General features: G+C 66.5%; 14 protein-coding genes. 13 read left to right on the forward strand and 1 reads right to left on the reverse strand.

The window, feature by feature from the left end:
- Positions 1-3 precede the first annotated feature (3 nt).
- From BMW87_RS07390 to accD, 12 genes are all read left to right on the forward strand, one after another.
- Positions 4-825, forward strand: coding sequence for a helix-turn-helix transcriptional regulator (locus BMW87_RS07390; RefSeq protein WP_093075561.1), 822 nt, complete (start codon positions 4-6; stop codon positions 823-825).
- Positions 826-966: 141 nt separating this feature from the next.
- Positions 967-1,911 carry a LysR substrate-binding domain-containing protein gene (locus tag BMW87_RS07395; protein WP_093075563.1) on the forward strand — a complete coding sequence of 315 codons (945 nt, stop codon included), beginning with the start codon at positions 967-969 and terminating at the stop codon, positions 1,909-1,911.
- Positions 1,912-1,973: 62 nt separating this feature from the next.
- Positions 1,974-3,395 carry a 3-isopropylmalate dehydratase large subunit gene (leuC, locus tag BMW87_RS07400; RefSeq protein ID WP_093049506.1) on the forward strand — a complete coding sequence of 474 codons (1,422 nt, stop codon included), beginning with the start codon at positions 1,974-1,976 and terminating at the stop codon, positions 3,393-3,395.
- Positions 3,396-3,409: 14 nt separating this feature from the next.
- On the forward strand, positions 3,410-4,060 hold the full coding sequence (gene leuD, locus BMW87_RS07405; protein WP_093075564.1) for a 3-isopropylmalate dehydratase small subunit: 651 nt from the start codon (positions 3,410-3,412) through the stop codon (positions 4,058-4,060).
- A 40-nt stretch (positions 4,061-4,100) separates the two neighbouring features.
- Entirely contained in the window at positions 4,101-5,189 is a 1,089-nt protein-coding gene (leuB, locus tag BMW87_RS07410) for a 3-isopropylmalate dehydrogenase (protein WP_093049500.1), read from the forward strand.
- Between the two features lie 90 nt (positions 5,190-5,279).
- Positions 5,280-6,422 (forward strand): aspartate-semialdehyde dehydrogenase, encoded by a 1,143-nt coding sequence (gene asd, locus BMW87_RS07415; protein WP_093075565.1) that lies wholly within the window; start codon positions 5,280-5,282, stop codon positions 6,420-6,422.
- Between the two features lie 169 nt (positions 6,423-6,591).
- Complete coding sequence (locus tag BMW87_RS07420) at positions 6,592-9,414, forward strand: FimV/HubP family polar landmark protein (RefSeq protein ID WP_093075567.1); 2,823 nt, start codon at positions 6,592-6,594, stop codon at positions 9,412-9,414.
- A 33-nt stretch (positions 9,415-9,447) separates the two neighbouring features.
- Positions 9,448-10,260 (forward strand): tRNA pseudouridine(38-40) synthase TruA, encoded by an 813-nt coding sequence (gene truA, locus BMW87_RS07425; RefSeq protein ID WP_093075568.1) that lies wholly within the window; start codon positions 9,448-9,450, stop codon positions 10,258-10,260.
- Positions 10,257-10,958, forward strand: coding sequence for a phosphoribosylanthranilate isomerase (locus BMW87_RS07430; RefSeq protein ID WP_093075570.1), 702 nt, complete (start codon positions 10,257-10,259; stop codon positions 10,956-10,958). Before truA ends, BMW87_RS07430 begins: the two co-directional genes overlap by 4 nt.
- A 47-nt stretch (positions 10,959-11,005) precedes the next feature.
- Positions 11,006-12,292 carry a tryptophan synthase subunit beta gene (trpB, locus tag BMW87_RS07435; RefSeq protein WP_093075571.1) on the forward strand — a complete coding sequence of 429 codons (1,287 nt, stop codon included), beginning with the start codon at positions 11,006-11,008 and terminating at the stop codon, positions 12,290-12,292.
- Positions 12,292-13,137 (forward strand): tryptophan synthase subunit alpha, encoded by an 846-nt coding sequence (trpA, locus tag BMW87_RS07440; protein ID WP_093049483.1) that lies wholly within the window; start codon positions 12,292-12,294, stop codon positions 13,135-13,137. The genes trpB and trpA overlap by 1 nt, the downstream gene beginning before the upstream one ends.
- A 25-nt stretch (positions 13,138-13,162) precedes the next feature.
- Positions 13,163-14,035 carry an acetyl-CoA carboxylase, carboxyltransferase subunit beta gene (gene accD / locus BMW87_RS07445; protein ID WP_012746558.1) on the forward strand — a complete coding sequence of 291 codons (873 nt, stop codon included), beginning with the start codon at positions 13,163-13,165 and terminating at the stop codon, positions 14,033-14,035.
- 64 nt (positions 14,036-14,099) lie between these two features.
- On the opposite strand, the gene BMW87_RS07450 is transcribed toward accD, so the two are convergent.
- Positions 14,100-14,660, reverse strand: a complete 561-nt coding sequence (locus BMW87_RS07450; RefSeq protein WP_093049480.1) for a YggT family protein — start codon at positions 14,658-14,660, stop codon at positions 14,100-14,102.
- A 49-nt stretch (positions 14,661-14,709) separates the two neighbouring features.
- On the opposite strand from BMW87_RS07450, the gene BMW87_RS07455 reads away from it, so the two are divergent.
- Entirely contained in the window at positions 14,710-15,354 is a 645-nt protein-coding gene (locus BMW87_RS07455) for an LON peptidase substrate-binding domain-containing protein (protein ID WP_256216697.1), read from the forward strand.
- The last annotated feature ends 106 nt before the right edge of the window (positions 15,355-15,460 follow it).

A 15,460-nucleotide genomic window follows, 5' to 3' on the forward strand; every position in this document is an offset into this window, starting at 1 on the left:
GTCATGAACACCGACCCGCTCCTGTTGCAGGAAATCGTGCGCCTCTACGAGGCCGAACCTGACCTGCTGACGCTGCCGCGGCTTCTCTTCGAGGGTGTGGTCCGCCTGACGGACTCCGACGTGGTCGGCTGGACGGAGGTCCACCATCGCAGCGGCGAGCTGCGCGCGCTGCTGTCGGTCGAAGACGACCCGGATCGGCGCCAGGCGGCGTTCCAGGCCTACGCACGTCACGCGGGCAGCCACCCTTTCTGGCAGAAGGATCCAGCCTTCTACGGCGAGCGCGCGGTGCGTGAATCGGATGTCTTTACCGATGAGGAATTCATGGCGCTCCCCATGGCTCGCGACGTCTTCCTGCCATCAGGCGCCCACCGCATCATGGGCGTCCTGATTCAGCACGGCGAATACGCGTTGGATCTGAGCGCGCATCGGGTCATCGGGCGACCGGCATACAGCGATGCGCAGCGCGACCGGCTCCAGATCTACCGAGGGCACGTGCTGCGCGTATACCGCCAGGCGCAGCAGCGTACCGTCGACAACCTCCCCCCAGCCGACCGTCTTCGCTACGCCTTTCCGGAGTTGACGCAGCGTCAGGTCGAGGTTGCCGTGTGGATTGCCCAAGGCAACTCGAACGAGGCCATCGCCAGTGCCATGAACGTCACTCTGGATACCGTCAAGGCGCACTTGAAGGCGATCTTCAGCAAGATCGGCACCGACAGCCGGCTCGCCCTGGCCAAGCTTGTCCACACGGTGCCTCCGTTCTCGCAGATGCCGCCGCTGTGGAAGCTGCCGATGGGAACGTGGAAAACGCAAACCAGACCTGGGTGACGCGCACGGCGAAGCCGTGCAGCCGCAAAGCATCCCGTCGCCACCCGGCAACGATGCCATCGTGCATCGCGATGGATGCAGGGCAAAAACAAGGGGAAAATGGCAATCTCATCGCAAAGCGCGATGACTCCCCACAGCCCCATGAGCACATCCGAACGCAACTTCGCCCGCCGCATCGACCTCACGTCGCTGCAGCTGTTCGTTGCCGTGTGCGAACTGGGCAGCATCGGCCGCGCTGCCGAGCGCGAGTTCATCGCGGCCTCGGCCATCAGCAAGCGGCTGTCCGACCTCGAGGCCACGCTCGGCACCACCCTGCTCTACCGCCACGCGCGTGGCGTCGACCTCACGCCCGCCGGCGAAAGCCTGCTGCATCACGCCCGCTCGGTGCTCTACAGCCTGGAGAAGATGCAGGGCGAACTCAGCGAATACGCCGACGGCGTGCGCGGCCACGTGCGGGTGCACGCCAACATCTCGGCGATCGTGCAGTTCCTGCCCGAAGACCTGGGCGTGTTCACGCGCGCCCACGAGGCCATCAAGATCGACCTTGAAGAACACTTGAGCAGCGAAGTGATCCGCGCGGTGCAGGAAGGTGCGGCCGACCTCGGCGTGTGCCACGTGGCCGGCGGCGCGGGTGAGTTGCAGAGCCTCTCGTACCGGCACGACCGCCTCGCGCTGATCGTGCCCACGGGGCATGCGCTGGCGGCGCAGGGCGCCATCGATTTCGTGGATTCGCTCGACTTCGACCACGTCGGCCTGCACACCAACAGCTCGATCTACGTCGCGATGCACGAGGCCGCGCTCGACGCTGGCCGCAGCATCAAGCTGCGTATCCACGTGACGGGCCTGGACGCCATGTGCCGGATGATCGAGAACGGCCTGGGCATCGGCGTGATGCCGCAGCGCGCCTTCGAGCTCATGCAGAACGGCATCGGCCGCGGCCTCGTGAGCGTGGCGCTCAACGACGCCTGGGCGGCGCGCGAGATCCGGCTGGTGGCGCGCGACTTCTCCACCCTGCCGGTGGCGGCGCGCTCGCTGGTGAATCACCTGCACGCGGCTGCGGACGCCACAGAACAGATCGCGGCCTGAACCTCGAATTCACGGCCGCAACGACAGACAATCCATTTCCCCACGAAAGACAAGAGACCGACATGGCACGCACGCTCTACGACAAGATCTGGGACGAACACGTCGTCCACACCGAGGAAGACGGCACCGCGATCCTCTACATCGACCGCCACCTGGTGCATGAAGTGACCAGCCCTCAGGCCTTCGAAGGCCTGCGCGAAGCCGGTCGCAAGCTGTGGCGCATCAGCTCGGTCGTGGCCACCGCCGACCACAACACGCCCACCACGGGCTGGGAGCGCGGCTACGAAGGCATTGCCGATCCGACCAGCAAGGAACAAGTCACCACGCTCGACCACAACATCGCCGAATTCGGCGCGGCCGCGTTCTTCCCGTTCCTGAGCAAGCGCCAGGGCATCGTGCACGTGATCGGCCCCGAGTCGGGCGCGACGCTGCCGGGCATGACTGTCGTCTGCGGCGACTCGCACACCTCCACGCACGGCGCGTTCGGCGCACTCGCACACGGCATCGGCACCAGCGAGGTCGAGCACGTGATGGCCACGCAGACGCTGCTTGGCAAGAAGGCGAAGAACATGCTCGTGAAGGTCGAGGGCAAGCTGCCGCTCGGCTGCACCGCCAAGGACATCGTGCTGGCCATCATCGGCAAGATCGGCACGGCCGGCGGCACGGGCTACACCATCGAATTCGCTGGCTCGGCCATTCGCGACCTGAGCATGGAAGGCCGCATGACGGTCTGCAACATGGCCATCGAGGCCGGCGCGCGCGCCGGGCTGGTGGCGGTCGACGAAAAGACCATCAGCTACGTGAAGGGCCGTCCGCTCGCGCCCACCGGCGTGGAGTGGGACCAGGCCGTGACCTACTGGCGCACGCTGCAGTCCGACCCTGGCGCGACCTTCGACGCCGTGGTCGAGCTCGACGCCGCGCAGATCCAGCCGCAGGTGACCTGGGGCACCTCGCCCGAGATGGTGGTCGATATCAACGGCCGCGTGCCTGATCCCGACAAGGAAAAAGATGCGAACAAGCGCGGCGCCATCGAGCGCGCGCTGGTCTACATGGGCCTGGAGCCGAACAAGGCCATGAACGACATCTTCATCGACAAGGTGTTCATCGGCTCTTGCACCAACAGCCGCATCGAAGACATGCGCGAAGCCGCCGCCGTGGTGAAGAAGCTCGGCCAGAAGGTCGCGAAGAACGTGAAGCTCGCGATGGTCGTGCCCGGCTCGGGCGTGGTGAAGGAACAGGCCGAGCGCGAAGGGCTCGACCTGATCTTCAAGGCTGCAGGCTTCGAATGGCGCGAGCCCGGGTGCTCGATGTGCCTGGCGATGAACGCCGACCGGCTCGAGCCCGGCGAGCGCTGCGCATCCACCAGCAACCGCAACTTCGAAGGCCGCCAGGGCGCCGGCGGCCGCACCCACCTCGTGAGCCCGGCCATGGCTGCCGCTGCTGCCGTGCACGGCCACTTCGTCGACGTGCGCACCTTCGCCTGATCTGGAGACAACACATGCAGAAATTCACCGTGCACAAGGGCCTCGTGGCCCCGATGGACCGCGAGAACGTCGACACCGACGCGATCATTCCGAAGCAGTTCCTGAAGTCGATCAAGAAGACCGGCTTTGGCGTGAACCTGTTCGACGAATGGCGCTACCTCGACGCCGGCTTTCCGGGCCAGGACCCGGCCAGCCGCAAGCCGAACCCCGACTTCGTGCTGAACCAGCCGCGCTACGCCGGCGCCTCGGTGCTGCTGGCGCGCAGGAACTTCGGCTGCGGCTCGTCGCGCGAGCATGCGCCGTGGGCGCTCGACCAGTACGGCTTTCGCGCGATCATCGCGCCGAGCTACGCCGACATCTTCTTCAACAACAGCTTCAAGAACGGCCTGCTGCCAATCGTGCTGCCCGAAGCGCAGGTGGCCCAGTTGTTCGACGAGACCTTCGCGTTCCCGGGCTACCAGCTGACCATCGACCTGGAACGCCAGGTGGTCGTGAAGCCCGATGGGCAGGAGTTCGCGTTCGACGTGCAGGCCTTCCGCAAGTACTGCCTGATCAACGGGCTGGACGACATCGGCCTCACGCTGCGCCACAAGGACAAGATCAAGGCCTTCGAGGCCGAGCGCCTGGCGCAGAAGCCGTGGCTCGCGCACACGATGATCTCCTGATCGCGCGCATTTCCGTTTTCAAAAAACCTCAGACCAATTTATGAAAATCGCAGTTCTCCCGGGTGACGGCATCGGCACCGAAATCGTGGCGGAAGCCGTCAAGGTGCTCGACGTGCTCGACCTGAAGTTCGAGATGGAGTCGGCGCTGGTCGGCGGCGCGGCCTACGAGGCGCACGGCCACCCGCTGCCTGAATCGACGCTGAAGCTCGCGAAAGAAGCCGATGCGGTGCTGTTCGGCGCCGTCGGTGACTGGAAGTACGACAAGCTCGACCGACCGCTGCGCCCCGAGCAGGCGATCCTGGGGCTGCGCAAGAACCTCGGCCTGTTCGCGAACTTCCGTCCCGCCATCTGCTATGAGCAACTGGTGGATGCATCGAGCTTGAAGCCCGAGCTGATCGCGGGCCTGGACATCCTGATCATTCGCGAACTGACCGGCGACATCTACTTCGGCCAGCCGCGCGGCCGCCGCATCGCGACGGACGGGCACTTCCCGGGCGCCGAAGAGGCGTTCGACACGATGCGCTATTCGCGCCCCGAGATCGAACGCATCGCCCGCGTGGCCTTCGAGGCGGCCCGCAAGCGCAGCAAGCGCGTGACCAGCGTCGACAAGAACAACGTGCTGGAAACCTCGCAGCTGTGGAAAGACGTGATGCTCGACATCGCGAAGGAATATCCGGACGTCGAACTCGACCACATGCTGGTCGACAACGCGGCCATGCAGCTCGTGAAGGCGCCCAAGAAATTCGACGTGGTGGTCACCGGCAACATGTTCGGCGACATCCTCTCGGACGAGGCCGCGATGCTCACCGGCTCTATCGGCATGCTGCCCTCGGCATCGCTCAATTCGAGCAACCAGGGCCTGTACGAGCCCAGCCACGGGAGCGCCCCCGACATTGCCGGCAAAGGGGTTGCCAATCCTTTGGCTACAATCCTGTCCGCTGCCATGATGCTCCGCTTCTCACTCAACCAAGCCGAGGCTGCCGACCGTATCGAGTCGGCGGTCAAGGATGTGCTCGCCTCCGGGCTGCGCACGGGCGACATCTGGTCAGAAGGTACGAAGCGCGTCGGCACCCGCGAAATGGGCGACGCGGTCGTTGCAGCAATCACCAAAAAGACGATTACCGGCTAACCGCAGCCCGCTTCGTCACGCCCCTCCCCGGCTCGACGAGTCGGGGGCAAGAAAAGACAACTTTTTCTTTTTTCATAAGGGCAAACTGAAATGGCGAACGCATCTCAACCTCTGGTCGGCCTCGTGGGCTGGCGCGGCATGGTCGGCTCGGTCCTGATGGACCGCATGCAGGCCGAAGGCGACTTCGGTCTCATCGAGCCGGTCTTCTTCTCGACCTCCAACGCCGGCGGCAAGGCCCCGGCGATGGCCAAGAACGAAACCGCGCTGAAGGATGCGAACGACATCGAGGCACTGAAGAAGTGCGACATCGTCATCACCTGCCAGGGCGGCGACTACACCAGCGAGGTGTTCCCCAAGCTGCGCGCCGCCGGCTGGAACGGCCACTGGATCGACGCCGCCTCCACCCTGCGCATGCAGGACGACGCGATCATCGTGCTCGACCCGGTCAACCTGCCGGTCATCGAGAACGCGCTCGCCAAGGGCGGCAAGAACTGGATCGGCGGCAACTGCACCGTGAGCTGCATGCTCATGGGCGTGGGCGCCCTCTACAAGGCAGGCCTGGTCGAGTGGATGACCAGCATGACCTACCAGGCGGCCTCGGGCGGCGGCGCGCAGCACATGCGCGAGCTGCTGACCCAGTTCGGCACCCTCAACGCCGAAGTGCGCGCCCTGCTGGACGACCCGAAGTCGGCCATCCTCGAAATCGATCGCAAGGTGCTGCACAAGCAGCAGACGCTTAGCGCCGCTGAAACGGCCAACTTCGGCGCGCCGCTGGGCGGCTCGCTGATCCCCTGGATCGACAAGGACCTGGGCGACGGCATGTCCAAGGAAGAGTGGAAGGGCGGCGCCGAGACCAACAAGATCCTCGGCCAGGGCCCGGGCTTCAGCACCGCTGCCACGCCGGTCGACGGTTTCTGCGTTCGCATCGGCGCGATGCGCTGCCACAGCCAGGCCCTGACCTTCAAGCTCAAGAAGCACGTGCCGGTCGCCGACATCGAAGCGATGATCGCCGCCGACAACCCCTGGGCGAAGGTCGTGCCGAACACGCGCGAAGCCACCCTGAAGGACCTGACGCCGGTGGCCGTGACGGGCACCATGGACATTCCTGTCGGCCGCATCCGCAAGCTGGCGATGGGCCCGGAATACGTTGGTGCCTTCACCATCGGTGACCAGCTGCTGTGGGGCGCCGCGGAACCGCTGCGCCGCATGCTGCGTATCCTGCTTGAAGCCTGATGCGGGCTGCTCAGGGCCTTTTGAAACATGAATTGTTGCCTTACGGCAACATCGAATGTGTGCGTAAGTATGCGCGCACTGGGTAGAACAAGCGCATTGCCTTGTCAGTGCCCGGTGATGGTGCTAACGTCCTCTTACAAATTCTGGGCCTGAGCCGCCCCCTATCAGCATGACAAGACATCTGTTGCCTGCGGCCAGCCCATCGGCCGCTCGCCCGCCTCTGCCATCGAATGGCTGGCGCCTTTCCATCCTTGGCGCGGCGGCAGCCGTGGCCCTGGGCATCGTCAGCACCGACGCCAGCGCATTCGCGCTGGGTCAGCTGAAGGTGCAATCGGCGCTGGGCGAACCCTTGCGCGCCGAGATCGACGTGACCGAAATCGCCGCCAACGAGGCGGACGGTCTGAAGATCAACATCGCCACGGCCGAAGCTTTCAAGAGCGCGGGCGTTCCGTACAACTCGGCACTGAGCGACGTCAAGGCGACGCTTCAGCGCCGCGCCGGCGGCCAATACGTGGTGCGCTTGAGCGGTAACCGCCCGTTGAACGACCCGTTCATCGACCTGTTGCTCGAGGCCAACGGTTCGTCGGGCCGCATCGTGCGCGACTACACCGTGCTGCTCGATCCGCCGGCCACGCGCCAGGCGGCGGCACCGGCCACGCCCATTTCGCCCCAGATCGCCACGCCGACCGAACGCGTTGCCCCGGCAGCCCGTGCTCGCCGCGAGCGCCCTCCGGTGGTGCCGGCTGCGCCTTCGGCAGCCCCCTCTGCACCTGCGGCAGCTGCACCGGCGCCTGCGCCCGCTGCGGCAGCACCCGCCCCTGTCACCGCAGCCGCTCCGGCGGTTCGCAGCGGTGGCGGCGAACAAGTCACCGTTCAGCGCGGCGACACCGCCAGCAAGATCGCCGGCGCCCACAAGCCAGCCGACGTGTCGCTGGACCAGATGCTGGTGGCGCTGCTGCTCTCCAATCCCGATGCATTCGTCGGCGGCAACGTCAACCGCATGCGCGCCGGCGCGGTGCTCGACCTGCCGAGCGGTGCCGAGGCGGCCGCCATTCTGCCGGACGAAGCCCGCCGCACGGTTACGGCACAGAGCCGCGACTTCGGCGCCTACCGCCAGCGCCTGGCCGACAACGCGCCGACCTCGAATGTGGCCGCCGCCAGCCGCAAGGCCTCGGGCAAGCTGCAAGCCAACGTCGAAGACCGCAATGCAGCGGCCAGTGCCCCCGACAAGCTCACGATCTCGCAAGGCAACGCGGCCACCCGCGCCGCCGACGAGAAGGTCGCGCAGACCCGTCAGGCACAAGACAACAACAACCGCGTTGCGGAGTTGTCGAAGAACATCAACGAGCTGAACAAGCTCAAGGCTGCAACGGGCACCGGTTCGTCGGCACCTGCCGCTGCACCGGCAGCACCGTCGACGCCGGGCATCCCGGTTCCGGCACCGACCACCAGTGCCACGACCGCCCCCCCGGTCGCAAGCCCTGCTCCGGCACCTGCCGCTGCACCAGTCCCGGCTCCCGCCCCCGTTGCGGCAGCCGCGCCAGCCGCTCCCGCAGCAGCAGCACCGAGCCCCGCGCCCACGCCCGAGGCAACGGCTGCAGCCCCTGCTGCTGCACCGGCTCCGACGGCCGAGGCCGCAGTCGCTGCCGCGCCAGCTGCAACCGACGCCGGTGCCGCTCCCGCAACTGCGGCAGCCAGCGCCGCAGTGGCCGCCGCTGCACCGAAGCCAGCCGTGAAGAAGCCCGCTCCGCCACCCCCGCCGGAGCCCACCTTCCTCGAAGAACTGCTGGACAACCCGCTGATGCTGGCCGGCGCGGCGCTGATCGCGCTGCTGATCGGCTTCCTGCTGTACCGCGTGCTGGGCCGTCGGCGCGAGGAAATGAGCGAAAGCGTGTTCCTCGAAAGCCGCATCCCGAAGGACTCGTTCTTCGGCGCCAGCGGCGGTGAATCAGTCGACACCAAGCATCGCGGCGACTCCACCGTCTCGTCGCTGTCGTACTCGCCGAGCCAACTCGACGCGGGCGACGTGGACCCCGTGGCCGAAGCCGACGTGTACCTGGCCTACGGCCGCGACCTGCAGGCCGAGGAAATCCTGCGTGAAGCGCTGCGCCTGAACCCCGACCGCACCGCCATCCACCTGAAGCTGCTCGAAATCCACGCCAAGCGCCGCGATGTGCGCGCCTACGAAGGCCTGGCTACCGAAGTGCACAAGCTGACCGGCGGCCTCGGCTCCGACTGGACCCGCGTGGTCGACATGGGCAAGGATCTCGATCCGGGCAACCCGCTGTACGAATCGGGCGCTCCCCGCAGCGGTGGCGGTGCCAGCGCTGCCGAGACAGCCGCCTTCGCAGGCGCCCTCGCTTCGGCCGCCAAGCCGGCAGCAGTTCCGCCTCCCGCAGCACCGCCAGTGGCCGTTGCACCGCCCGCCTTCGTGCCCTCGGTGGCACCGCTGGACTTCGACCTCGACCTGACCACGCCGCCGGCACCCGCCCCTGCGCCGGTCCAGCACGCACCGGTCGGCGCCAGCCTGCCGAAGTCGGTCTACGCGCCCGCTCCGACGACAGCACGCCCCGCGCCGTCCCTGTCGAACGGCCACGCCGCAACGCCTGTCGATCTCGAGAACGACTTCGACACCGCCCCCGGCGCGCTGTCGGCAGACACGCTCCCCAGCTCGCTGAGCGATGCGGAACACAACACCCGCCCCGCCGCGCTGCGCAATGCGCTGCCGGCCGACTCGGGTTTCATCGAATTCGACATGAGCGCGCTGGCAGGCCTGCCCGCTGCCCGCTCGGCCGAAACTGCAAGGCCTGCGGCTACCGCGCCTGACGACGAAGGCGACGACAGCCCGCACGCCGTCAAGCTGTCGCTCGCTCGCGAACTGCAAGCCATTGGCGACGTCGAAGGCGCCCGCTCGCTGGTCGAGGAAGTCGAAGCCGAAAGCGCCGGCGACCTCAAGTCGCAAGCCCGTCAACTGCTCGCAGAACTGCGCTGAGCGATTGCCGCTCCTGTCGTTCTTCCTGAATTCGTGAGGCTGGCGCTCGGCATCCGGTACAACGGCCAAGCGTACGAGGGCTGGCAAAGCCAGCGCTCGGGCCGCACGGTGCAGGACAAGCTCGAAGCGGCCCTCACGAAGTTCGCCGCGCAGCCCATCGGCACGCTGTGCGCCGGTCGCACCGATGCCGGTGTGCACGCGCTGATGCAGGTGGTGCACTTCGACACCGCCGTCGAGCGCGAACCCTTCTCCTGGATGCGCGGCACCAACCGCTTTCTGCCCGACGACATAGCGGTGCAGTGGGCGCAGCCGGTGCCCGACGAATTCCACTGCCGTGCCAGTGCCCTGGCGCGCCGCTACCTCTACGTGCTTTCTCAATCGCCGGTGCGGCCCAGCCTCGATACGGGCCGGGTCGGCTGGTCGATGCATGCGCTCGACGGCGATGCGATGCGCGCCGCGGCCGCGCTGCTCGTCGGGCGGCACGACTTCAGTTCGTTCCGCGCCTCGGCCTGCCAGGCGCGCTCGCCGGTCAAGGACCTGCGGCGCATCGAGATCACGCGCGTGGGCGACGGCGAACGCTGCCGCTGGCATTTCGAATTCGAAGCCGACGCCTTCCTGCACCACATGATCCGCAACCTGATGGGTTGCCTCGTGCGCATCGGCCGTGGCGACGAACGGCCCGAGTGGATTTCTGAAGTGCTCGAGGCGCGCAGCCGCAAGGTGGCGGCGCCCACCTTCTCCGCGGACGGCCTGTATTTCCTGGGCCCGTTGTACGACGCCAAGTGGGGTCTGCCGGCGGAAGCCACGCTGCAGGCCGGCGGGGCTCCGTATGATGGTCCGCCATGACCGCGCCTCCCGTTCCCCGCACCCGCATCAAGATCTGTGGCCTGACACGTGAGGCCGACGTGGATGCGGCAGTCGAAGCCGGCGCCGACGCCATCGGCTTCGTGCTCTACGCGAAGAGCCCCCGGGCCGTGACACCCGAGCGCGCCGCCGAACTGGCCTCGCGCCTGCCCCCGTTCATCACGCCCGTGCTGCTGTTCGTGAACGAGGATGCTCCCAAAGTCATAGCAGCACTCAGCCGCGTGAAGGGCGCCATCGCGCAATTCCACGGCGAGGAGACGCCCCAACAGTGCGAAGAAGCCAGCGGCCCGGGGCGCTTTCGCTACATGCGCGCCGCCCGCATTCCGCTGGGGGCTGCCGGGGCCGGCTTCGACCTCGTAAAATACGCGTCCGATTACTCCCACGCCCAGGCCATCCTGCTCGACGCGCACGTCGAAGGTTATGGCGGTGGCGGCAAGGCATTCGATTGGTCACTTCTTCCACCCGCCGTCGACGCTCACCTCGTCTTGAGTGGTGGGCTCACACCTGCAAACGTGAGCGATGGCATTCACAGCCTGCGGACGCGCTGCAAGACGCTGTCCGTTGATGTGAGCTCGGGCGTCGAAATCGACGGTCCCGGGAACAAGGGCCTCAAGGACGCCGGAAAGATCCGGCAATTCGTCGCAGCCGTCAGGGCTGCCGACGCGTCCTTCTCCAGTTAGCCGCCGCAGCCGATCGTTGTCGGGCTGCGGCTCACCGATCGAGAACCATGCAAAGCCAATTCCAGGACTACCAGCAACCCGATGCCACCGGCCATTTCGGCAACTACGGCGGCACCTTCGCGAGCGAAACGCTCACCCACGCGATCAACGAACTGCGCGACGCGTACGCCAGGTTCAAGGACGATCCGGCGTTTCTCGCCGAATTCCACTATGAGCTGAAGCACTTCGTCGGCCGCCCCTCGCCGATCTACCACGCCGCACGCACCAGCCGTGAAATGGGCGGCGCGCAGATCTACCTGAAGCGCGAAGACCTGAACCACACCGGCGCGCACAAGATCAACAACGTGATCGGCCAGGCGATGCTCGCTCGCCGCATGGGCAAGCCCCGCGTCATTGCCGAAACCGGCGCCGGCCAGCACGGCGTGGCCACCGCCACCATCTGCGCGCGCTATGGCCTCGAATGCGTGGTCTACATGGGCAGCCAGGACGTGAAGCGCCAGAGCCCCAACGTCTACCGCATGAACCTGCTCGGCGCGACCGTGGTGCCCGTCGAATCCGGCAGCAAGACGCTGAAGGACGCGCTCAACGAGGCGATGCGCGACTGGGTCACCAATGTGGAAAACACCTTCTACATCATCGGCACCGTCGCCGGCCCCCACCCCTATCCGACCATGGTGCGCGACTTCCAGAGCGTGATCGGCACCGAGTGCATCGAGCAGATGCCGGCCATGCTCGCGGCCGACGGCATCACCGGCGAGGCCGAGGGCAAGCAGCCCGACGTGGTCGTCGCCTGCGTGGGCGGCGGCAGCAACGCCATGGGCATCTTCCATCCCTACATCCCGTTCGCTGGCACGCGCCTGATTGGCGTGGAAGCTGCGGGCGAAGGGCTCGACAGCGGCAAGCATTCAGCGTCGATCCTGCGCGGCAGCCCCGGCGTGCTGCACGGCAACCGCACCTACCTGCTGCAAAACGAGGACGGGCAGATCACCGAGACCCACAGCATCAGCGCGGGCCTCGACTACCCAGGCGTGGGCCCCGAGCACGCGTACCTGGCCGACATCGGCCGCGCCGAATACGTCGGCATCACCGACACCGAAGCGCTCGAAGCCTTCCACTACCTGTGCCGAACGGAGGGCATCATCCCCGCGCTCGAATCCAGCCATGCCCTGGCCCATGCAATGAAGCTCGCCAAGACCATGCGCCCCGACCAGTCGATCCTGGTGAACCTCTCGGGCCGCGGCGACAAGGACATCGGCACCGTCGCCGATCTGTCGGGCGTCGATTTCTACGACCGGCCCTCGATGCGCGGTCTGAGCGTGAAGGGAGGCAAGTGATGAGCCGCATTGCCGCCACCTTCGACGCGCTGAAAAAAGACGGCCGTCGCGCCCTCATCCCCTACGTGACCGCCGGCTTCCCTTTCGCCGACATCACGCCCGAGCTGATGCACGGCATGGTCGAGGCCGGCGCCGACGTGATCGAGCTGGGCGTGCCCTTCTCCGACCCCATGGCCGACGGGCCTGTGATCCAGAAAGCCGGCGAAGCCGCGCTGGCATTGGGCATCGGCATGAAGCAGGTGCTCGCCATCGTGGCCGCCTTCCGCCAGAAGGACTCGACGACGCCCGTGGTGCTGATGGGATACGCCAATCCGGTCGAGCGCTACGACCTCGTGCACGGCAAGAAAGCCTTCATCCGCGATGCGGTCGCCGCTGGCGTCGACGGCCTGCTGGTGGTCGACTACCCGCCCGAAGAGTGCGAAGACTTCGCCGCCGAGCTGAAGGCTGCCGGCATCGATCTGATCTTCCTGCTGGCGCCCACCAGCACCGACGAGCGTATGGCCCAAGTGGCTCGCATTGCCAGCGGCTACGTCTACTACGTGTCGCTCAAGGGCGTGACCGGCGCTGGCCACCTCGACACCGAGGCGGTCGGCCAGATGGTCCCGCGCATCCGCCAGCACTTGAGCATCCCGGTCGGCGTGGGCTTCGGCATCCGCGATGCGCGCACGGCGCAGGCGGTCGGATCGGCCGCGGATGCGGTCATCATCGGTACCAAGATCATTCAACTCATCGAAGACCAGCCCCGCGAGCGGGTGGTGCCGGCGGTGCGCGAATTCCTTGCGGGCATCCGCGAGGCGCTCGACGCGCTGCCTGCCGCCACGGCCAAGAACGCGGCTGGTCGATAATCACCGCCAACACAAGGAGCCCCTTATGAGCTGGCTTGAAAAACTGCTACCCGCCAAGATCGCACAAACCGACCCGTCCGAGCGCCGCCAGGTGCCCGAGGGCCTGTGGATCAAATGCCCCGCCTGCGAGACCGTTCTGTACAAGACCGATCTCGAGCACAACCAGAACGTCTGCCCCAGCTGCAGCCACCACCATCGCATCGGCGCCCGCGCGCGGCTCGACGCGTTCCTCGATGCCGAGGGCCGCTATGAAGTCGGCCAGGAAGTGCTGCCGGTCGACGCCCTGAAGTTCAAGGACAGCCGCAAGTACCCCGAGCGCCTGAAGGAAGCCCTGGAAAACACCGGCGAAACCGATGCGCTGGTCGTCATGGGCGGCTCGGTCCACAGCATCAGCGTGGTCGTGGCCTGCTTCGAGTTCGAATTCATGGGCGGCAGCATGGGCAGCGTGGTCGGCGAGCGCTTCGTGCGCGGCGTCGAGACCGCCATCGAGCAGAAGGTGCCCTTCATCTGCTTCACCGCCACCGGCGGTGCGCGCATGCAGGAAGGCCTGCTCTCGCTGATGCAGATGGCCAAGACGAATGCCGCGCTCACGCGCCTGGCGAAGAAAGGCCTGCCCTACATCAGCGTGCTGACCGACCCGACCATGGGCGGCGTGTCGGCAGGCTTCGCCTTCGTGGGCGACGTGGTGATCGCCGAGCCCAAGGCGCTGATCGGCTTTGCCGGCCCGCGCGTGATCGAATCGACCGTGCGCGTGACGCTGCCCGAGGGCTTCCAGCGCGCCGAGTTCCTGCAGACCAAGGGCGCCATCGACTTCATCAGCGACCGCCGCGAACTGCGCAAGACCATCGCCAGCACGCTGGCCATGCTGCTGCGCCAGCCGGCCGACGCGGTCAGCTGAGCGAAACAGGGCAAAAGCAAAAGGGCCCGGGTGCGATGCATCCGGGCCCTTTTTTATTTTCGCTTCAGAAAGTCAGTTGATAGGCAAACACCAGCAGGTTGCCCAGCACGATCGCGATCACCTGCAGCACGACGATGGCGGCCAACGGCGACAGGTCGACCCCGCCGATCAGCGGAATGAAGCGGCGAAACGGCCGCACCAGCGGCTCGGCCAGGCGCGAGATCAGGTCGAGCAGCATCGGCGAGGCGTTTGGAATCCACGACAGCACCGCGTAGACCACCAGCAGCGCGGTCAGGCCGGAAACCGCCAATTGCATCAGCCCGACCAGCGACACCAGCGGCAAGGTCGCGATGCGCCCCAGGTTGCCCACCAGCAGCCACAGCAGCAGAAACTTCAGCATCACCAGCAGCCAGGCCGCGATCAGGCTTGCCATGTCCCAGCGCTTCACCGCGGGCACGATGCGCCGCAGCGGCAGCACGATCCAGTCGGTGATGGCGAACACGAAGCGCCCGAGCGGATTGCCGAACGGCACCCGGTGGTACTGCATGTAGAGCCGCAGCAGACATGCGCCGCCGAGGAGGCCGACGATCACGTCGAGAAGGAACGAGGGAATCTGATAGAGCATGGGGCGTGGCCGTGAGCGGAATGCGATGATAGCCACGCAAGGCTCTTCGATGACGACACAACCCTTTTTGCATTCACTGCCATTGTTCCCGCTCGGTACGGTCCTGTTTCCGGGTGGCCTTCTTCCACTGCGCATCTTCGAGGTTCGCTATCTCGACATGATCGGCAAGTGCCGCAAGGCCGACGCGCCCTTCGGTGTGGTGAGCCTCACCAGCGGCAGCGAAGTGCGCAAGGCCGGCGCCGATGCGGAAAGCTTCGCCGCCATCGGCACGCTGGCCATGATCCGCGAGTTCGAATCGCCGCAGAGCGGCCTGCTGCAGATCGAATGCGTGGGCACGCAACGCTTTCGGGTTCGCAGCAATGAGCTGCAGAAGCACGGCCTGTGGGTAGCCGAAGTCGAGGCCGTGAGCGACGACGTCGCGCTTGAAATCCCCGACGACCTGCGGCACACCGCCACCGCGCTGCAGCGCCTGATCGACACGCTGGAAGAGCGCCGGCGTGCGCAAGGCGAAGCGGTGCGGCTGCCCATCGGCGCGCCCTATCAGCTCAACGATTGCGGCTGGGTGGCCAACCGTTGGTGCGAACTGGTGCCGATGCAACTCGAACTGCGCCAGCGCCTGATGGAGCTCGACAGTCCGTTGATGCGGCTCGAACTGGTCAGCGATCTGCTCGCACGCACGGGCATCACTGAATAGTCCGCTACTTTTTTTGTAGCACATTGCGCAGGATTGACGGGCGCTGGGCGCAGGTTTTATTCAAACCCGATGGGCTAAAATGCCAGCCCCGCGCACGCTCCCGGAT

The sequence above is a fragment of the Variovorax sp. OV084 genome, from assembly GCF_900111625.1.
Taxonomy (GTDB): domain Bacteria; phylum Pseudomonadota; class Gammaproteobacteria; order Burkholderiales; family Burkholderiaceae_C; genus Variovorax.